The 18,770-nt window shown below is 38.8% G+C and carries 19 protein-coding genes and 3 pseudogenes; 12 read left to right on the top strand and 10 right to left on the bottom strand.

From position 1 onward, the window contains the following. Window positions 1-68: 68 nt before the first annotated feature. Window positions 69-1,751, bottom strand: a complete 1,683-nt coding sequence (gene betA, locus ABFG93_RS16460; protein ID WP_347549097.1) for a choline dehydrogenase — start codon at window positions 1,749-1,751, stop codon at window positions 69-71. Between the two features lie 206 nt (window positions 1,752-1,957). Next, window positions 1,958-3,430, bottom strand: a complete 1,473-nt coding sequence (gene betB, locus ABFG93_RS16455) for a betaine-aldehyde dehydrogenase (protein WP_347549096.1) — start codon at window positions 3,428-3,430, stop codon at window positions 1,958-1,960. Between the two features lie 283 nt (window positions 3,431-3,713). Between betB and cudC the strand changes: the two genes are divergently transcribed. Beyond that, window positions 3,714-4,265: a choline uptake/conversion transcriptional regulator CudC gene (gene cudC, locus ABFG93_RS16450; protein WP_347549095.1), complete on the top strand. Its 552-nt coding sequence runs from the start codon at window positions 3,714-3,716 to the stop codon at window positions 4,263-4,265. Between the two features lie 188 nt (window positions 4,266-4,453). Continuing rightward, window positions 4,454-5,353 carry a glycine betaine ABC transporter substrate-binding protein gene (locus ABFG93_RS16445; protein ID WP_347549094.1) on the top strand — a complete coding sequence of 300 codons (900 nt, stop codon included), beginning with the start codon at window positions 4,454-4,456 and terminating at the stop codon, window positions 5,351-5,353. 175 nt (window positions 5,354-5,528) lie between these two features. On the opposite strand, the gene ABFG93_RS16440 is transcribed toward ABFG93_RS16445, so the two are convergent. Next, complete coding sequence (locus ABFG93_RS16440) at window positions 5,529-6,125, bottom strand: class I SAM-dependent DNA methyltransferase (RefSeq protein WP_347549093.1); 597 nt, start codon at window positions 6,123-6,125, stop codon at window positions 5,529-5,531. A 243-nt stretch (window positions 6,126-6,368) separates the two neighbouring features. Here ABFG93_RS16440 and ABFG93_RS16435 point away from each other — a divergent pair, with 243 nt between their 5' ends. Further along, window positions 6,369-7,094, top strand: a complete 726-nt coding sequence (locus ABFG93_RS16435; protein WP_347549092.1) for a low temperature-induced protein — start codon at window positions 6,369-6,371, stop codon at window positions 7,092-7,094. Between the two features lie 271 nt (window positions 7,095-7,365). Here the strand turns inward: ABFG93_RS16435 and ABFG93_RS16430 are convergent, their stop codons facing one another. Together ABFG93_RS16430 and ABFG93_RS16425 are read right to left on the bottom strand one after the other, a co-directional pair. Further along, window positions 7,366-7,689, bottom strand: coding sequence for an ArsR/SmtB family transcription factor (locus ABFG93_RS16430; protein ID WP_347549091.1), 324 nt, complete (start codon window positions 7,687-7,689; stop codon window positions 7,366-7,368). After that, entirely contained in the window at window positions 7,690-8,109 is a 420-nt protein-coding gene (locus ABFG93_RS16425; RefSeq protein ID WP_347549090.1) for an SRPBCC family protein, read from the bottom strand. Window positions 8,110-8,494: 385 nt separating this feature from the next. Between ABFG93_RS16425 and ABFG93_RS16420 the strand changes: the two are divergent. The 9 genes and pseudogenes from ABFG93_RS16420 to ABFG93_RS16385 form a co-directional block, all read left to right on the top strand. After that, window positions 8,495-8,704: pseudogene (locus ABFG93_RS16420) on the top strand (hypothetical protein); the annotation flags it as partial. Between the two features lie 228 nt (window positions 8,705-8,932). Then, window positions 8,933-11,038 (top strand): BglG family transcription antiterminator, encoded by a 2,106-nt coding sequence (locus ABFG93_RS16415; RefSeq protein ID WP_347549089.1) that lies wholly within the window; start codon window positions 8,933-8,935, stop codon window positions 11,036-11,038. Between the two features lie 15 nt (window positions 11,039-11,053). After that, window positions 11,054-11,328: pseudogene (locus ABFG93_RS16410) on the top strand (PTS sugar transporter subunit IIB). A 4-nt stretch (window positions 11,329-11,332) separates the two neighbouring features. Beyond that, a complete protein-coding gene (locus ABFG93_RS16405) occupies window positions 11,333-12,712 on the top strand; it encodes a PTS ascorbate transporter subunit IIC (protein WP_347549088.1) in 1,380 nt (459 codons plus the stop codon). Between the two features lie 199 nt (window positions 12,713-12,911). Further along, window positions 12,912-13,187, top strand: a complete 276-nt coding sequence (locus ABFG93_RS23150) for a zinc-ribbon domain-containing protein (RefSeq protein ID WP_431522011.1) — start codon at window positions 12,912-12,914, stop codon at window positions 13,185-13,187. An 11-nt stretch (window positions 13,188-13,198) separates the two neighbouring features. Then, window positions 13,199-13,549 (top strand): serine protease, encoded by a 351-nt coding sequence (locus ABFG93_RS16400; protein ID WP_347549087.1) that lies wholly within the window; start codon window positions 13,199-13,201, stop codon window positions 13,547-13,549. Beyond that, complete coding sequence (locus ABFG93_RS16395) at window positions 13,530-14,198, top strand: S1C family serine protease (protein ID WP_347549086.1); 669 nt, start codon at window positions 13,530-13,532, stop codon at window positions 14,196-14,198. The genes ABFG93_RS16400 and ABFG93_RS16395 overlap by 20 nt, the downstream gene beginning before the upstream one ends. 832 nt (window positions 14,199-15,030) lie before the next feature. Continuing rightward, window positions 15,031-15,393, top strand: a complete 363-nt coding sequence (locus ABFG93_RS16390) for a hypothetical protein (RefSeq protein WP_347549085.1) — start codon at window positions 15,031-15,033, stop codon at window positions 15,391-15,393. A 31-nt stretch (window positions 15,394-15,424) separates the two neighbouring features. Beyond that, window positions 15,425-15,544: pseudogene (locus ABFG93_RS16385) on the top strand (tyrosine-type recombinase/integrase); the annotation flags it as partial. A gap of 138 nt (window positions 15,545-15,682) precedes the next feature. On the opposite strand, the gene ABFG93_RS16380 reads toward ABFG93_RS16385, so the two are convergent. The 5 genes from ABFG93_RS16380 to ABFG93_RS16360 all read right to left on the bottom strand — a co-directional run bounded on the left by ABFG93_RS16380 (window position 15,683) and on the right by ABFG93_RS16360 (window position 18,770). Beyond that, complete coding sequence (locus ABFG93_RS16380) at window positions 15,683-15,913, bottom strand: aldo/keto reductase (protein WP_347549084.1); 231 nt, start codon at window positions 15,911-15,913, stop codon at window positions 15,683-15,685. A gap of 136 nt (window positions 15,914-16,049) precedes the next feature. Continuing rightward, window positions 16,050-16,619, bottom strand: a complete 570-nt coding sequence (locus ABFG93_RS16375; RefSeq protein WP_347549083.1) for a cyclophilin-like fold protein — start codon at window positions 16,617-16,619, stop codon at window positions 16,050-16,052. 296 nt (window positions 16,620-16,915) lie between these two features. Continuing rightward, window positions 16,916-17,485, bottom strand: coding sequence for a sugar O-acetyltransferase (locus ABFG93_RS16370; protein WP_347549082.1), 570 nt, complete (start codon window positions 17,483-17,485; stop codon window positions 16,916-16,918). A 79-nt stretch (window positions 17,486-17,564) separates the two neighbouring features. After that, complete coding sequence (locus tag ABFG93_RS16365) at window positions 17,565-17,924, bottom strand: cyclophilin-like fold protein (RefSeq protein ID WP_347549081.1); 360 nt, start codon at window positions 17,922-17,924, stop codon at window positions 17,565-17,567. 99 nt (window positions 17,925-18,023) lie between these two features. Then, on the bottom strand, window positions 18,024-18,770 hold the full coding sequence (locus ABFG93_RS16360) for an SDR family oxidoreductase (RefSeq protein WP_347549080.1): 747 nt from the start codon (window positions 18,768-18,770) through the stop codon (window positions 18,024-18,026).

Here is an 18,770-nt window from a genome sequence, read left to right as displayed (position 1 = left end):
GGCACTCTATCATAAATGTATGCTTCACGAGCAAATACATTTTGAAAGAGGCCTTCTCACGGAAAGCGTTATTTGGATACTGTGCCTTTATCGGCCGGATGTACTCCATGACGATAGAAGTCGGCATCAATAGGCTCCAGCGGTTTACGTCCAAGGATGAGATCCGCTGCCTTTTCCGCTAACATCAATACAGGTGCATGGATATTGCCGTTTGTAACGTAAGGCATGGCAGACGCATCGACCACTCGTACATTGTCGAGCCCGTGGACCTTCATGGTTTTCGGATCTACGACAGACATAGGGTCTGAAGCTGGCCCCATCTTTGCCGTGCAAGACGGATGAAGGGCAGTTTCAGCGTCATTTCTTACCCATTCCAAAATTTCTTCGTCTGTACTAACGGAAGGGCCAGGTGAGATCTCCCCTGAATTGTAAGGTTTCATAGCTGGTTGAGACATAATTTCACGAGAAACTCTTATCGCTTCAACCCACTCGCGCTTGTCCTGTTCAGTAGAAAGATAGTTATAGACCATGCTCGGATGCTCTTTCGGATTTTTCGAACGAATCTTTAATGATCCCCGGGCATCAGAGTACATAGGCCCAACATGAACTTGGAATCCGTGATCAGTTTCCGCTTTTTGTCCATCGTACCGTACCGCTACCGGAAGGAAGTGGAACATCAAATTCGGGTAGGCGACCTCCTCGTTCGAACGGACGAAACCTCCGCCTTCGAAATGATTGGTCGCTGCCGGTCCAGTTCGTCCGAGCATCCACTGCAAACCAATCCAAGGCATGCGCGCCTTACTTAAGTTAGGCTGTTCGGAAACAGGCTGCGGACAAGCGTGTTGGATGTAGACTTCGAGATGATCCTGGAGGTTTTCTCCTACACCTGGCAGGTCAACGACCGGTTCAATGCCAAGTGAGCGAAGGTGTTTAGCATCTCCCACACCTGACAGTTGAAGTATCTGCGGCGTGTTGATTGCACCGCCTGAGAGGATGACTTCACCTGCTTGAACTTGATGAGTCTTCCCATTTTGTTGATATGTCAATCCTTTGGCTCGCGTACCTTCGAAGTCGATACTAGAAACGAAAGCACGAGTCTTTACCGTTAGGTTCTCACGTTTCATTGCTGGATGTAGATAGGCACGTGACGCTGACAACCGCTGCCCTTTGTACACATGCTTATCAAACGGGCCGAATCCCTCCTGGCGAAAACCGTTCACATCAGGAGTTCGTGAGTAACCAGCCTCTACACCTGCATTAAAGAAGGCTTGGAATAAAGGATTTTTGGCTGGCCCGCGTTCCAATTTGATAGGACCGTCATGACCGCGAAGATCATCATCTGGTGATGCTAAAGCATTTTCCAAGCGTTTGAAATACGGAAGACAGTGCGCAAAATCCCACGTTTCCATACCATTGTCGGCTCCCCAGCGTTCATAGTCAAGCGGATTTCCGCGTTGATAAATCATACCGTTGATTGAACTCGAGCCTCCGAGCAGCTTTCCTCGAGCATGCTTGATACGTCGTCCATTCATATATGGCTCAGGGTCAGATTCGTATTTCCAATCGTAGAGGCTTTTGCCTGCGGGAAACGGCAAAGCTGCCGGCATTTGGATCAATAGGTCCCATGAATAATCTTTGCGTCCTGCCTCTAAAACAAGAACACTTTTTGTTCCATCTTCACTTAGACGATCGCCGAGTACAGAACCCGCACTACCGCCGCCGACGATCACAATGTCGTATGTTTCACTCATCTTCTATTCCTCCTAAGAAGGAAGGGGTTTAGACAATAGGAAAAGCATTGCTATAAAACCCTTCTTCATTTATCTATTCTAGTTGACAGTTTGTGTTTTTTTATAACATTTACTTAAACCAATTCAATAGTTCAGGCATGAGCTTGCGGGGGATTTTGCCCCCTCCTCATTATGACTCTATAAAAAATGAATAATAGATTATTCATTTAGAACCAGTTAATCGATTCAGGTTTAAGGTTTTGGAATATATGCTTTGTTTCTGTATATTCTTCCATGCCTGCTCTGCCTAGTTCGCGTCCAATACCAGATTGCTTAAATCCACCCCACGGGGCGTGTGGGAAATAAAGGTTGAAATCATTGATCCAAACAGTACCCATGCGCATTTTCGCTGCACAGCGTTCTGCTTTTGCAATATCGTTTGTCCAAACGCCGCCAGCAAGTCCGTAGATCGAGTCATTAGCAAGCTTTACTGCTTCTTTTTCTGCACGGAATTTCTCAACCGTGATAATTGGACCGAAAGCTTCTTCTTGAACAATGCTCATGTCTGTTGTGCAGTCTGTGAAAATAGTAGGCAAGTAGAAAAATCCTTTTTGTAATTCCGGATCTTCTGGGCGTTTGCCGCCAACTGCTAATGTAGCACCTTCTTTAATCCCTGCTTCTACATACTTTTCTACTTTCGCAAGGTGTTCAGCTGAAATAAGCGGACCCATTTGGGTATCTTCGTCAAACCCGCTTCCCAGCTTGAATTTTTTCACTCGCTCCACAAGCGCGTTAACGAACTCATCGTGAATGCTTTCTTCTACAATCAGTCTTGTACCAGCGGAACAGATTTGTCCTGCGTGGAAGAATACTCCGTTTAACGCTTGATCGACAGCTATCTCAAAATCAGCATCAGCAAAGACGATATTCGGGTTTTTCCCGCCAAGCTCAAGTGCGAGATTCTTCACATTCACGCTTGCCGCTTGCATTATTTTCTTCCCGGTCGCAATGCCGCCTGTGAAAGAAATAAGGTCTACATCCGTGTTACTAGACAGCTCTGCGCCAATAGTATCACCTGCACCAAGAACAAGGTTAGCGACACCAGCAGGCACTCCCGCCTCTTCCATTAGTTCAAATACTTTTATAGTAGTAAGCGGTGTAATTTCACTTGGCTTCATGATTAAAGTATTTCCAGTCGCAAGCGCCGGAGCCAGTTTCCAGGACGCTTGAAGTAAAGGGTAATTCCAAGGAGTAATTTGCCCACAAACACCAACTGGTTCGTGAACCACTTTACTAATAGAGTTTGACACTGGAGAATCTATTAGCTCCCCGCCATCTTTATCTGCGAGTTCTCCATAATAACGAAAAACTCCAGCGATATCCTCCATGTCTCCACGGCTTTCTTCTACTGTTTTACCAGTATCCAATGATTCCAAATGAGCAAGTTCTTCTTTGTCTCTTTCAATCAATTCAGCAATTTTCCTTACAACAGCCCCTCGCTCAGTTGCTGGGGTATAAGCCCATTCTCCGTTATCAAATGCTTCTCTTGCTGCAGCGATTGCTGCTTTTGCATCTGATTCATCACCTTCTGGAACAGTAGCAATAACTTCCTGGTTAAATGGATTAATAATAGTACGCGTATTCCCCGAGTTTGCGCCCATCCATTTACCATTTATGTATTGTTGTAGTTTTAGATTCAAATCGATCAACTCCAATTCTGAAGTAAATTAAGTTTATTAAAAATTTATTTAACACTTTTAACGGTAACACGTCTTTTTAAGGCTGTCAAAATAAATTCAGACATAAAGTAAAGAAAGAATTAAAATAACTAGAATGGTTATAACTAGTGAGGTAGTGAACATTTTCAATTCGTGAAAATACAATCTTGCATTGACATTTATTCTGAACACGTTAACATTAAGTTCATAAAGAAAATTTGATAAATACTTAACACGCTTTACTTTATATCGAAGGAGCGACCTTATGAGTGAATCTACTGAAAGACCCACTATTAAAATAGAAGAAGCCAAAGATAAAGTCATTGGCGCCATTGCAGAGACGATGGATTTATATGGAGTAACACCAGCTGCTGCAAATTTATACGCAACGATGTACTTTAAAGATCAGATGACACTTGATGAAATGCGTACGGAACTCGAAATGAGTAAACCAAGTATGAGTACTAGCGTCCGCAAGCTTCAAGAAATAAAAATGGTAAAAAAAACATTTACACGCGGTTCCAGGAAACATACTTATGTAGCTGAGAAAAATTTCTTTCGTTCCTTTATGGCGTTTTATTGTCAGATGTGGGAACGCGAAGCGAAAATGAATTTGGAAGCAATTGAGGAAGCACAAGAAGATTTCATAGATGTCATAAAAGATTCCACCAGCACACCAGAAATTGTTGCAAAAGCAAAGACATACTATGATCAATTAGAAGAATCTAAAAAATACTATCACTGGTTGGAAGACTTAGTTGAAAGTATAAGAAGCGGTAAGATATTCGAATTCTTACCGAAAGATCAACAAGATTAAATTGATAAGAAGTTATCAGGTAGTCTATTGAAAAGCAGCTATAGACTACCTAGTTATATCAATGAACCACTCATACATAAAAAAGAGATGGCTTTGTTTTGCACTTTTGTTAAATAAATTCTTAATACATTTAATTTTTAAGGTGTGTTGGAATTAATATACAAGATAAAAAAGGGGAGTTAATCAACATGAACAAGTGGAAAAAAGAACTTAGTTTTATTTTATCGATCCTAATGGTTGTTGTACTGACAGCATGCGGAAGCATTAGTGGGGAATCAAGCAGTGACCAAGCAGGTTCAGAATCAGAGGGAAAGGATAAAACATTAACGATTGGTCAAATTAACTGGGCTGAAAATATTGCCGTAACAAATATGTGGAAAGTCATTTTAGAAGATAAAGGGTATAACGTGAAGTTAAACTATTTAAATATGGGTTCTACGATGACGGCGTTAGAAAGTGGCGATCTAGATGCTAGTTTAGAAGTATGGTTACCCGTCCAAGATGCTAATTATTTGGAGAAATATCAAGATACGGTTAATTTCTCAGATGCTACTTGGTTTGACAATGCAAAAGTAGGACTTGTTGTTCCAACCTATTTAGAAGACATTAATAGCGTGAAAGACTTAAATGAAAATAAAGAAATGTTCGATAGCGAAATTGTTGGTTTTGATCCTGGCGCAGGTACGATGGACGTTACGGAACAATTAATTAAGGACTATGATCTCGATTATGAACTACTACCAAGCTCTGAGTCCGCAATGTTAGCTGAAATTAACAAAGCAGTAAAAGATGAAGAACCAATCGTAGCGCCACTTTGGAGCCCACACTGGGCAATCTCCAAATATGACTTAAAATTTCTGGAAGATCCACAAAATACATTCGGTGGTGTAGAGAAAATTCACCATGCTACAAGACAAGGATTTGAAGAAGATTATCCAGAAGTAAGCAAGTGGTTTAAAAATTGGAAGATGGATGATCAACAAATCGGTGAGCTAATTGACTACGTAGAAAGTAGCGAAGAGCCTCTTGATGGGGCTGCGAAATGGGTTGAAGAGAATCCAGATTTGATTGATGAATGGGTAAAATAAAGGCATAGACGTAAGAAATAAAGAAGTTGGTCTCTCGTTATTGTGGAGGCCAGCTTCTTTTGTTCTCGGAAATATTGTCGCAGGAAAGTTAATTCCAGTAGAAACCTAGTAAATGACGCTAAACAACCTTATGGTTCTTTTTTCGAGGTGCGTGAATTAAGAAAAAAACAAAAAATCACTTTGTACTACTGGATATAAACATTGAGGCATCTTGATTCATAAAAATACGATTTCCATGATAGAATGTCTTAATTTCAATTGATTTAAATCCTACTTCGGATAATCTTTTTTTCAGTTCTTCATGCGAAAAACCGTTATGAACTTTCGGATGATCTATTTTATCGTTTTTGTCAAAATCAATAATAATTAGCTTGCCTCCATTATTTAAAATGTTGAACAATTCTTGTAAAATTTTTTTAGTATCCGGAATATGTAGAAGGACTAGTGACATTAAAACTATGTCTGCCTTAAGTTCAGGAGTTTCTTGAGTGAAATCTGAATAAAGTACTTTTGAGTTGGTAATTTTTTTGTGAATAATTTTAGCTTTCGCAACCTCTAACATTTGTTTTGATGAATCTACCAACAAAATAGAATCCACTAAACTTGATAATTCTAAGCTAATTAGACCAGTACCACTCCCGTAGTCAATTAAAGATTTTGATTTACTACTTCGTAATTCTGGTTTTATTTCCTTAACTACAACTTTAGCTAATTCAATTCTTTCTTCTGTATCATATCTATTTGCCATCTGTTCAAAAACGTTATTTTCCAAATTCCACTCCCCCTTTTTATTAAAAATCAAAGCTAAATAGTGGTCATTATATAGAATCGTGGGGACGGTTCTCGCGATTCTATGTGACTTACTATGGATAGCTACTGTTTTAGAACAGAAATAATCTATGTGAATTACACTCAGACTCTCTATAGATTGTGAGCTCTTTCAAATAGAAAGATTACCCAACTGATTCTTCGGGTAGTGAATACTATTGGAAGACAATCAAAGGAGGATGAAGTCATGAATAACAAAATTATAGGTGGCGTTTTTTCTAATGTAGGAAGTGCAGAGCAAGCCATAACGGAATTGCAACGTCATGGATATGGTTCCAATGACATATCAGTATTTGCTAAAGATAAAAGTAAAGTAAATGTCTTAGAAGAAGAAATGGAAACATCCGTCACATCCAATAAAGGTGGGCGTGGAAAAAATGCTGGAAAAGGAGCTGGGTTAGGAGCTTTATCTGGAGGAGCATTAGGTGGGATTGGCGGTTTAATTGCAGGTTTAGGCCTTCTCGCTATCCCCGGTATCGGACAACTTGCTGCAGCAGGTCCAATCGCCGCTGCCCTTACTGGTGCAGGAGTAGGCGCTGGTGGTGGCGGAATCGTCGGCGCACTTGTAGGTGCTGGAATGCCCGAAAGAGATGCTAAACAGTATGAAAATCATTTGAAAGATGGAAAAATAATCGTAATAGTAGAAGCTTCAGACAAAGTACAAGATAAGGTCTATCGCATCTTCCTATCGAATAAAACCGAAAACAAATCCATGTACCCTGATCATTATCAAAATCATGATCATGATCACACTTCACACTACAGCACTACTACAAACAATCAAGATGGAAAAACAACTCCACTAAAAGATAAAGCACACACTGAAAGTCCAAATACTAACTTTACCAATAGAACGAATGAAACGCGCACAAGATCATCAGAGAGACATCACTCTTCTCGCACACGTGACTAACGCTCTTAAGTTGATATTTGCATTTACAAAGGGAACTTCTCTACACAGGGAAGTTCCTTGTTTGATTCCATTGAAATATCTCACTTTTTTAGTTTCCTCTTACCCTCATACACCGGCAAATACATGGCGACGAAATATATGTTCCACTAAATTTAGATAGAATTTGGAATCAACATGATTATTAAGAATCTATATCTAATCCACTAAAAAACAGAATATCTGATTTTGAATTGTTCTACATAATAATCATGGCCACTTTTAGTTATTTAAACTAATTATCATCATCATTTTCAACCACATGTTTAAGGATTGATAATTTATTGTTCCAAAATTGTTCGTAATAAGAAAGCCATTGCTTTAACTCTACCAATGGTTCTGGTTGCAAACGGTATATTTTTTCTCTGCCAACTTTCTTTCCACTAACTAATTTTGCTTCTGAGAGGATATGAAGATGTTTTGCAACAGCTGTACGGCTAATGGGGAAATGAGACGTGATGTCTGAAATAGGTAAATCCTTATTAGCAAGTAGTCGAAGGACCTCTCTTCTAGTTGGATCAGCAATCGCTTGAAATACATCATGCTTTGCTGCTGTCATTTATCTTTCAACAACCTTTCGAAGTCTTTCATTTACAATCCCAACCCAACCGTTGTCCATTCTGTCACGAATCACTGAACTTTTCTCATTCGCTTTTGGAAGAACAGTATCAGGAGATGCCCAACCACTATGGATAAGTGTAAACTCCGTTTTTTCACCTATCTCTTTTAAAAGAAACGTAACTTCCCAACCATCTGTATCCCATAAAAAAGAAACTTTGTTTGGTTTATCAACTTCTAATACTCTGCAAGGAGATGGACCGAATGGGGACTGTATATGAAATTCGTGTCCTACTTCAGGTTCAAAATCATTTGGCATAAACCATAAGGCAATCCCCTCTGAAGTCGATACCGTCTCCCATACTTTTTGGATAGATGCTTCAAATATTACCGTTTGCTTAATATCTTGTAATGTCTCCAAATTAAAACCTCCTATAAAAAAATAAAACCTAAAGGTGTTATGTTGTTAGTATACAACACCTTTAGGTTTTATGTCAATTCACCTCTTTGACTTCTCCCAGGGTTAATTTTTTACTTTTATTCTTCTTAATTATTTCCAAATGCCTTAACAACTTGTTGTGTTACAAAACACACATTTTCATACAAAGAATCCATAGCGTTATGGGAATACTTAAATTCTCAAACACTTGCCTTAAATTCTCCAACCAGTGCCCCTTCTTTTTAAGTCTCGGTATCTAGATAAAAAAGTATTTTTTTGAATAAGAAACTTCTCTTCATCGAATTTAAAACAATTTCAACAAAGACTTCTACAGCTGGTGACATCCATTATTTTCTTTTTATCAGCATATAAGAATAAATCAAACCAACGCAAGAATTTCCTCCATCACAAATCAAAAGAATTAGTAACTGAGTTTGACGTTGTTGTGATTGAAGATTTAGACATGAAGGGCATGTCACAAGCACTCAAGTTCGGAAAAAGTGTCGCTGATATCAAGGGGGTTTTTCAGCGATGGAGCATAGCGGACTCGAACCACTCATTCACCCACTACAAGCTGACAGTCCTGCACACTAGTCTATCTTCTATTTGTTACGGAATGTTTACATATAAGTATCACGAAAAGCTCTCCCCTCCACTTCCGTTCACTTTTGCAAATTAACAATATACAAAAACTACACATTGCAAACCCTTTCATATTTAGTTTATGGGCTATATACTTAGCACTATCAAATCATGATTTGTTTCATCCGTATCATTTTGCACTTTAAAGGAGTTGGAGATCTCCATGCCACTTGATGAAAGAAGCACTTACTTATTAACGAAGCTCGTGCACACAAAAGAATTAATTACGGTCGAGCATGTGATCGAGCAGCTCGGTATATCAAAGCGAACATTCCATTATGACTTGCAGAAGATTAATGATTGGCTAGATGAGAATAAACTCCCCATTATTCAAACAAGACAAGGAATGGGATATTACCTCTCAGAGGAAACCAAACAAACTGTTCCTAACTTGATGAGAGAGCTTAAAGAATGGCAATACCACTATTCTCAAATGGAACGAGTCACTTTGATTGGGATCGAACTCTTAACAAATGATCAGCCTGTTTTTATGCAGAATTTCATGGATCTCACTCAGGTGAGTCGTGGAACAGTGTCAAAAGACTTAAAGTTAGTGAAAAACTTACTTCAAGAGGAAGAGCTAGTCATACAATATGAGCGGTCCACAGGTTATGTTGTAGAAGGGAAAGAAGAGAATAAGCGTAGAATATTGAGTCGATTTCTTACGGAAGTCCTAACCAACGAGCAGCTGATAGAAATGACCAATGTTCTGTACCCTTTGTTAAAGAACGGGGACGAACACACATACTCAAACCTTATTCCGATGAAGCAAATCATTATGAATGTTGAGCCGATTTTAAAGGTCGAGTTAACAGACGATACGATCCAAGTTCTCGCTATTCAACTCATTGTGCTACTCCAACGTTTGAAGGGAGAGCACCGCATTCAACTTGATCCAGATGAAAAACAAGCCGTCTCATCAACAAGAGAATTCGAGGCTGCTAAAAACATTGCAGCAGAACTAGAATCTCAATTTAATCTTTCACCATCTATAGAGGAAATCTGTTTTATAACCATGCACCTACTAGGTTCGAGAGTGAATTATTCCGAAGTCAGTGCGGTAGGTAATCTTGAAATTGAGAAACTTAGAAAAGTTGTTAGTGAAATTGTTAACGAATTCCAAATTTATGCGTGTGTCCTGTTCGAGCAACGTGAAGAACTCGAAGACGCTCTCTTTCTTCACCTTAAGCCAACCTATTATCGCTTAAAGTATCATGTTCCAATCACGAATGAATTAACAGCATCCGTTCAACAGGAATACCCAGACGTTTTCTCTATTACTAAACGAGCCGTCTGGCCGATTGAATCGATGATGTCTCAGAAACTACCAGATGATGAGTTGGCCTATCTAGCGATGCATTTTGGAGCCTGGATGCAGAAAGAAAAGCTACCAGAAATAACGTTTGGAAAAGCTCTTATTGTATGCGAAATGGGAATTGGTACATCAAACATTCTAAGAGGACAGCTAGAGAAGCTTCTGACGAACGTTGAAGTGATCGGAACGGTTTCAAGAAGACAATTCATAAACAATCACTATCAAGTCGATTATGTCTTCTCTACTTCCTCGCTTCACCATCAAACGTTACCTGTCTTAACGGTTAATCCCATTTTGACACAGCAAGGAAAAGAGAAAATCCTTCATTGGATGGAGGAAGTGCAGTCTACACCTAACGATCAGGTTGTACCTACTCCTGACATTATCATTGAATTAATTAAAAAACACGGCACGATTACTGACGAGAAAGAACTTAGGAACGAATTGAATCAATTATTTATCCCATCACCAACCACCTTATCAACAGAAAGGTTTGACAGGCCGATGTTAAATGACTTACTTCATGAAGAAACAATTCAATTTGCCTCACACACAACAGATTGGAAAGAGGCTATCAAAACAGCGGCAATGCCGCTAGTCACAAACGAACAGATCACCACTTCTTATATTGATGCCATGATCAAAAATGTAGAAGATTTAGGGCCTTATGTTGTCATCGCTCCAGGAATCGCCATTCCCCATGCGCGTCCTGAAGAAGGCGTGAATACCGTTGGCATGAGCTTGCTTCGATTAGATCAAGAGGTTCCATTTTCTCCTAAAGAAAAGCATCAGGTGAAATTGTTAATCGTGCTCGCTGCTGTTGATAATGAAACACATCTAAAAGCTCTTGCACAACTTTCAGACCTTCTATCTGAAGAAGAAAATCTAGCAAAGATTTATGGTGCTAAGGAAAAAGAAGAGATTATCAAACTCGTTACAAAATACTCAAATTAAGGGAGAGAAATGAAAATGAAAAAAATTCTTGTTGTATGTGGAAATGGACTAGGAAGCAGCTTTATCGTAGAAATGAACGTAAAAAGTATTCTAAATGAGCTTGGTATTGAAGCTGAAGTTGATCATACCGATCTCACGACGAGTAAGTCTGAAACAGCAGATTACTTCTTGGCTCGACTGAAATTGTTGAAAACCTAGAAGACGGCAAACGAAATGTGATTAAACTTAATAATTTGATGGACAAAAAAGAACTAAGGACGGCGATTGAAGCAAACTTGAAAGGGGCATAAAATCATGGTCGATCTAATAATGAAAGATATTCTAGGAACACCGGCGATCCTTGTAGGGTTATTTGCCCTTATCGGTCTTCTCCTTCAAAAGAAAGACGTAGCAAATGTGATATCAGGTACATTAAAAACAATCATGGGATTCGTTATCCTGGGGGCAGGCGCCGGTGTGCTTGTCGCCTCCCTTGATAACTTCAGCAGCATGTTTGATCACGCTTTTGAAATTCAAGGAATCATCCCGAATAATGAAGCGATCGTCGCGTTAGCACAGGATGCATTCGGTGCAGAAACAGCGATGATCATGCTCTTCGGAATGGTAGCAAACATCCTTCTAGCACGCATCACCCCTTTTAAGTACATTTTCTTAACAGGTCATCACACCATGTTCATGGCTTGTCTCATTGCCGTTATTCTTTCAACTGGTGGATTTAGCGGAGCGACAATGATCATCACTGGTTCGATTATTCTCGGATCCCTTATGGTCCTCTTACCTGCCCTATTGCAACCATACACAAGAAAAATTACAGGCAGCGATGATTTTGCGATCGGCCACTTTGGCTCTTTCGGTTATTTAATCGCTGCCGCTGTTGGAAAAGCAGTAGGAAAGAACTCTAAATCTACGGAGGAAATTAAAGTGCCGAAATCCTTTAACTTCCTTCGTGACACATCTGTCTCAGTCTCACTTACAATGGCCATTCTTTTCTTCGTTGTGGCCCTTTTCACAGGACCTTCTTACATCGAATCTGAGCTAAGCGGCGGAACAAACTTCCTTGTATTCTCATTTATGCAAGCGTTAACGTTCGCAGCTGGCGTCTACATCATTTTAGCTGGTGTGAGAATGCTACTATCTGAAATTGTTCCAGCCTTTAAAGGAATTGCAGATAAAATCATACCAAATGCGATACCAGCACTTGATGTTCCGGCTGTTTTTCCATTCGCAAACAATGCCGTTATTATTGGTTTCTTCTTTAGCTTTATCGCAGGACTTCTAAGCATGTTCCTTCTACCGCTTCTAGGACTAAAAGTCATTGTCCCTGGTCTCGTGCCTCACTTCTTCACTGGAGCAGCTGCTGGCGTATTCGGAAATGCAACCGGCGGACGAAGAGGAGCCGTGTTTGGCTCTATGGCAAATGGCGTTATTATTAGCTTCTTGCCAGCCCTGCTACTACCAGTCCTCGGCTCATTAGGTTTTGAAGGCACAACATTTGGAGATTCTGATTTCGGTTTAGTCGGTATCATTCTCGGAAACTTGATTGAACTTCTCTCTTCTAAAATGCTGTTTCTTGCCATCGTTGGGGTTTTGTTAGCCGCTATTTTTGTAGGGGCATCACTAATGAAACGTTCTAAAGAGCGTAACAATACGGAGGATAAGCAAGAAGCGGTGTAATATAAAACAAGGCAACCATCATAATGGGTTGCCTTCTTTTAATCGTTTTACTTTTCGATAAATAGGGCGATGAATCAGTCAAAACCGCCTCCACTGTTTCCTAAAAAAAGAATTATTTCCTTTTTATTCCTATTTAGATGCCCTTCACACTTTTAGATGAGGTATATATCAAAAAGGAATATAAAAGGAGGAGGTTCGTATGTTTTGTCCAAAGTGTGGGACAAAAAACATCGAAAATGCACGGTTTTGCATCCAATGTGGTCACTCCTATAATCATAAACAGAAGAGAAATAGATGGTGGTTGACCGGCATCATCCTTACTTTTTTTCTTTTAAGCGGAGGATTCATTTATTATATTGTTCTCGATAACGAACATCCCAGAGAAACTGCAGTGGAAGAAACGATACAAACTCAAGTAGAAAGAAACTCTAATCTAATAAACTGGAAGAACAACCAAAAGTTAAAAAAGACATAAACACAAACACTTTGCCAAACGTTGAGAAGGAAAAGAATACTACTGATCAAAAAGCATCACCTTCACTTAAACCGTCCACTGAAAAGGAAAAAAAAGAAATTATACGGGATGTCCAAACGAAAGTGTACACAATCCTTACAACGGATAGCCAGGGGTATGGATTTTTGTTCCAAGAAAATGGCGCAATTGTGACCAATGCTCATGTTGTGGCAGGCTATATTGATGTCGTGGTGCGAGACCAGAATAACCGTGAACTGAACGGCACGGTGATCGGCATATCGAATCAATACGATGTAGCATTAATTCAAGTTCATGACTTAGCAGGCACACCTCCTTTTAGAAATGGAGATAAAAGAGTCTGAAATTGGTACAGAAGTTATTGCACTTGGAAGTCCTCAAGGATTGGAAAACACAGCATCCATCGGATATCTGACTGGTCTCGATCGTTCATTCGTTTCGGAATTTCAATACGAAAACGTATATCAAATCGATGCACAAGTTTCACCAGGAAGCAGCGGAGGGCCGTTATTGGATGCAATAACAGGAAAAGTAATCGGTATCAACTCGGCATTATTAACAAAAGATGAATCGATAGCGTTCTCTATTCCCATCTACACAATGACGAAGCTTTTAAATAGCTGGTCCAATTCGCCGATGAATGCTAATGAGGTAGCCAACACATTTGATTTTTATAATGAATTTGCCGTCGATGACGAATATGAGTACGAAGACAGTTTCAATGCTTACGGTATTCCTTTTGATGAAGCAAGTCTGTCTGACTTTATCATCACTTTCCGCCAAGAATATGAATTTGCATTGCAAAGTGAAGACTTCCGTTATATTGAAGATATGCTTCTCTATGACAGTCAAGCCTATTATGAAATGTCCGAATATATAGATGAAATAACCGGTCAAGGGATGGTCTTCAATTTCACTTCAAATGAAGTTACCAATATTGACATGCAGGCAGATAAGCTATTGTCAGCACCTACGAGGTTTTTGACTTCATGAACGCTGCTGGGGAATGGAGTGTGTACGAGCGTATTAAAGACTATTTCATCGTTACTGATCAATATGGGAACTATAAGATTAAGCATATTGAGATTTATCAATGAAAACATGAGAAGAAATCCTCCCAACGGTTCTACTCGTTTCTTGTCTTACTTACCTACCATTATCTAAATCACGAGCGATTATGCGCACTTTACAGAGAATAAATAAACCGATCGGACTAACCTAAAATTGGCTAGTTCGATCGGTTTACCTTTTAGAATCATCAGGACGTTTGGGTGCAATAAAAAAGGATTCACTATCTTAAAAATAAATTACAAAATGTCTCGACATTAGAAGCGATTCTAGATGCTCGTTTTTCTTTCAACACTTTTCATCTTAAAAGGATGAACTTTTACACCAGTCTCGAACCTTCCTCGTTAAACACAGTAAATGCTCCAGATCCCTTCTTTTTTCTATACTGATATAGAATCAGGAGAACCGTCCCCGCGACTCCCACTAACCATATAATTCCCCCAGAAAGGTTTCACCGAAGAGATTATATGCGCTAATTTCATTTAAAAGAACCTGGCAGTATTTCACTAATTCCACAACTGATCTTTAAAATGCGGTTCATTAACAAAACATAAATAAAAATTTACTCTTTCACACTAAAAACGCTATCTCCACAAGGAGTTGTAAATCAGTTTCCGGATAAGTTTAATAATGACCTTAAGAAGCTCCAGGATTTGATTTGTTGGAGATTCTTTTAATACTTCCATAAATTAATTGTACTGTAACCAAATTATTAATAGGTGCATACCCTAACGAAGGAAAAGGAGGTATTACCGATATGTACGATGAGTTACAGAATAATCAGGAAGTACAAAGAGCAAACCCGCAGTCTCAAGCAGCCATTATGCAACTCTGCAGAAAATACATGAACTTTCATGTTCACGGACAAATGAGAGATGGATCAACAGTAGAAGGTATTCTAACGGACATGGATCACGATAGTATGACAATGTTAATTCCTGAAGAAGTAGACGAAACGGAGCTTAATAGCCAAACAAGGCAATATGGTGGTTTTGGCAGAAGAAGGTTTCGACGATTCCGCAGGCGGCGGTTCCCGTTTTCTCCATTTATATTTATAGCGCCGTATCCTTATTATTATCCACCTTACCCATACTCCCCTTATCAATATCCTTATTATTAAGTTAAGTGAGTTTCTGATTCCTTATCTATTATTTCGACACACTCATACTTCTCTTCTCATAGAATCCGGAGTTGGAATTAAAGAAATTCAACAATGTTTAGACCATAGTGATATTAATAACACAATGAACATATATCCACATATCACTTAAAATATAGAAGAAAAAGCCTCCCAAAAGTTCAGTGAACTAATGAGAGGCTCTTTAAATTTATAGTGTTTTAAGCCAAGTATGTCATTTTGACATTAGGGGGAAGCTGAACCCTTGATATCAAGGGCCATAAGCTAACGATTACATCATGAATAGCTTTTCTCGTTCAAAAGGTTCAATGGCGTTACCTACTAAACTTTCAGAATTCCCGTCACCGTACATTTCCGCTGTATCAATGACTTGTATACCCGCGTCTAAACCCGCTCTCAAAGCATTTAATTCTTGTGTATACTTTTCCTTGCCATCTCCCATATTCCAAGTACCTAAACCTATTGGGGAAATTCCCCTATCAGTTATTTTAACTTCTTTCACTTCTATCAACTCCTTCATATTCAATAACATGAAAGTTATTTGTTAAGCTGACAAATCAAATGGGTAACTGTATCTTATATTTCGTTTCTCATAAAAACTGCATTTACAACGTCATAGATGTGAACAAGTACAAAGTTTAATCAATTTTTTCAATTGCAACTGTAAAATCACCTCTACTACTTGCAATATTTCCTATTCCAGATTCAAATTTTCCTAATTTAATAAGTCCGTCTGAATATTCCCAATCTTCATAAAATATAGTTACGTCTTTCCAAGGCGCATAATAAGCGAAATCTCCAACTGAAGGATCACTGCCAGAAGGTGCACTTTCTGTCGTTAAGCCTTCTTCTAAAATGCTCATTTTTTCGAATCCTCCATAGTCTTCAAATGTTAATGTTAGTGGGAGTCTTTCCAAAAACTCCTTGCTCGTTGGATTATCATACATGTTTACAATGGCTTCCTCATTGTTAAAAGTCAATTTTATTTTTACATTTTCTTCAATATCTAAACTATCATCCTCAAGTGTAGAATCTTGACTATTCTTATTGTTGAAGTCGTCCGTTGTTCCTCCATGGTCATTGCCTGGATGATTACTTTCAGAATCCTCTCCATCGGTGTTAGGTCGATCATTAGCATTAATGCTGCAAGCAGCGAGAAAGAACGCTATCACTAGAGCAAGAGCCAGTAATAACACTTTTTTCATCATGTTTGTCTCCTCCTATATACGTTTTTAACAAAAGGAATAACAAAGATTCGTCAAATATATGGCCATTTTGTTGTTTTATGCCAATAACAATGTATCAGCATAGTTTGTGGATTTGAATTGGAATTTAGGAGTAGAAGTTCTTAAGAAATGGGGAATGGTAAATAATTTTTAATCTAGCATTGGACCATTTAAAATAATTCTTTATGATAACAGATAATCAAATAATCAGAAAAGGAAGTAGATGGACAGTTCCAATACTTCCTTTTTATTCAGTGACTTGCTTTAATGTAATAACTTTAAACTAGTTTTTTTATAACTTTTGCTGGTACGCCTGCTACAACAGTATTTTCTGGGACATCTTTAGTGACAACTGCTCCTGCTGCAACAACAGAGTTGTCCCCAATCGTTACACCAGGTAGTATTGATGAGCTCGATCCAACCCATACATTTTCGCCAATTTTGACTGGTAAGGGGTATGTTGTGTTTCTTGTTTCCATGGATAAGCCATGATTAAGTGTAGAAATCGTGACATTCATACCAATCATCGAACCGTTTCCAACGCTAATTCCGCCTCTATCTTGGAACGAACACCCTGTATTAAAAAATACTCTTTTTCCAATAGTGATATTTTTGCCAAAGTCTGTATAGAATGGTGGAAAACACATAAAAGATGAATCTACTTTGTAACCTGTCAATTCACTAAAAATCTCTACAATTTCTTCTTTTGAATGATAGGATGTATTTAGATCCATCGTGATTCTTTGAGCTTCGAAACTACATTGTGTTAACAGTCCATGGAGCTCTTTATCCTCTCCAGAGATAGGATTTCCTTCTTTGCAAAATTCAATAAATTCTTCCATATTCATGTTTGAAATCACCTGCCTATCTTTCAAAACTTTTTAGAATCCTCACACCTGCTTGTATTATCCATTTTTGGTGTGTTTATTACTCTATATCTATTGTTATTTCGATATTTCCAGGATAATTTTCTAATCGCTCAGTGCCATCCAATATTTCGCCTAACTTCACAAGACCGTGGATAGGTTCATCATCATCCTTATAATAAATCACCAATGCCCTTCCTGGTGTCCAATAGGAGATATCTCCTTTACCGTAGCTAGAGATAGTTCGCTCTACCTCTAAGTCGTTTACTTCTACAAATTTTTCACGATTAAATAAATCATTCATGGTGAACGTGACGGGTAGGTACTGGATAAACTCTCTAACTGTGGCATTGTTCTCTAATGACGCTTTAAGTTTTTCATCTCCAAATGAAAGGATAAGGTATTGATTTTCTAAGTTCATTCTTCTCCCTCCTTATTAGGATGAATATTATATCCTTCTGATTTGGTAACCCTAAAAATGGCTGCATACTATAGAAATTTCTCAATAGGGTTGTCCCTTTTATAGTATCTGCTCAGTAGGACGGATAATCACTTCATTTAGTGCCACATGTTCTTCTTCGTTAATTGCAAATGCAATTAAACGAGCTACTGATTCAGGTTCTATTGCATTTTCGCTTAGTTCATCAAATTTGGCTCTAATTTCAGGATCTGCAATAGAATGAGTAAATTCAGTATCTATTGATCCAGGTGAGATACTTGTTACACGAATGTTTTTATTGTTTTCGGCCTCTTCCTTACGCAATCCTTCGGTTATAGCTTTAACAGCGTATTTAGTTGCGCTGTATACGGCTCCTCCTGGTATAACGTTATGTGCGCCAATTGATGAAATGTTAATGATGTGTCCTGACTCTTGTTTATGCATGATGGGAAGAACGGCCCCTATCCCATAAAGTACTCCTTTAATGTTTGTGTCTATGCCGCGTTCCCATTCATCGTAATTATTTTCGCACAGATAGGACTGTGGCATTACACCAGCACAATTTATGATAACGTCAATGCGACCAAAGCTATCCATACCTTTAGCCACGAGTGTTTCGACTTGATTTCGCTTTGTAACATCTGCCACCTGTGAAGAAACTTCCCCATCTCCACGCTTAATCTCATCAACTACTGTTTGCAAACGATCTTCACGTACATCACCTAAAACAACTTTTACTCCATTCTCTGCGAGATACAATGCATTTGCTTTTCCAATTCCACTTGAAGCACCTGTAATGATAACGACTTTGTTTTTTAGATTCTTCAT

Origin of the sequence: Pseudalkalibacillus hwajinpoensis (genome assembly GCF_039851965.1) — a bacterium.
Lineage (GTDB): Bacteria > Bacillota > Bacilli > Bacillales > Guptibacillaceae > Guptibacillus > Guptibacillus hwajinpoensis_E.
This window is presented reverse-complemented; position numbering and strand designations above follow the sequence as displayed.

Excerpts from the sequence above, each read along its gene's own strand:
- ABFG93_RS16360 (WP_347549080.1), bottom strand. The coding sequence starts at position 18,770 with ATGAAGAATCTAAAAAACAAAGTCGTTATCATTACAGGTGCTTCAAGT.
- ABFG93_RS16430 (WP_347549091.1), bottom strand. The coding sequence starts at position 7,689 with ATGACAGCAGCAAAGCATGATGTATTTCAAGCGATTGCTGATCCAACT.
- betA (WP_347549097.1), bottom strand. The coding sequence starts at position 1,751 with ATGAGTGAAACATACGACATTGTGATCGTCGGCGGCGGTAGTGCGGGT.
- ABFG93_RS16435 (WP_347549092.1), top strand. The coding sequence starts at position 6,369 with ATGAATAACAAAATTATAGGTGGCGTTTTTTCTAATGTAGGAAGTGCA.
- ABFG93_RS16390 (WP_347549085.1), top strand. The coding sequence starts at position 15,031 with ATGTACGATGAGTTACAGAATAATCAGGAAGTACAAAGAGCAAACCCG.
- cudC (WP_347549095.1), top strand. The coding sequence starts at position 3,714 with ATGAGTGAATCTACTGAAAGACCCACTATTAAAATAGAAGAAGCCAAA.
- ABFG93_RS16365 (WP_347549081.1), bottom strand. The coding sequence starts at position 17,924 with ATGAACTTAGAAAATCAATACCTTATCCTTTCATTTGGAGATGAAAAA.
- ABFG93_RS16405 (WP_347549088.1), top strand. The coding sequence starts at position 11,333 with ATGGTCGATCTAATAATGAAAGATATTCTAGGAACACCGGCGATCCTT.
- ABFG93_RS16375 (WP_347549083.1), bottom strand. The coding sequence starts at position 16,619 with ATGATGAAAAAAGTGTTATTACTGGCTCTTGCTCTAGTGATAGCGTTC.
- ABFG93_RS16445 (WP_347549094.1), top strand. The coding sequence starts at position 4,454 with ATGAACAAGTGGAAAAAAGAACTTAGTTTTATTTTATCGATCCTAATG.
- ABFG93_RS16370 (WP_347549082.1), bottom strand. The coding sequence starts at position 17,485 with ATGAATATGGAAGAATTTATTGAATTTTGCAAAGAAGGAAATCCTATC.
- ABFG93_RS23150 (WP_431522011.1), top strand. The coding sequence starts at position 12,912 with ATGTTTTGTCCAAAGTGTGGGACAAAAAACATCGAAAATGCACGGTTT.
- ABFG93_RS16415 (WP_347549089.1), top strand. The coding sequence starts at position 8,933 with ATGCCACTTGATGAAAGAAGCACTTACTTATTAACGAAGCTCGTGCAC.
- ABFG93_RS16395 (WP_347549086.1), top strand. The coding sequence starts at position 13,530 with ATGGAGATAAAAGAGTCTGAAATTGGTACAGAAGTTATTGCACTTGGA.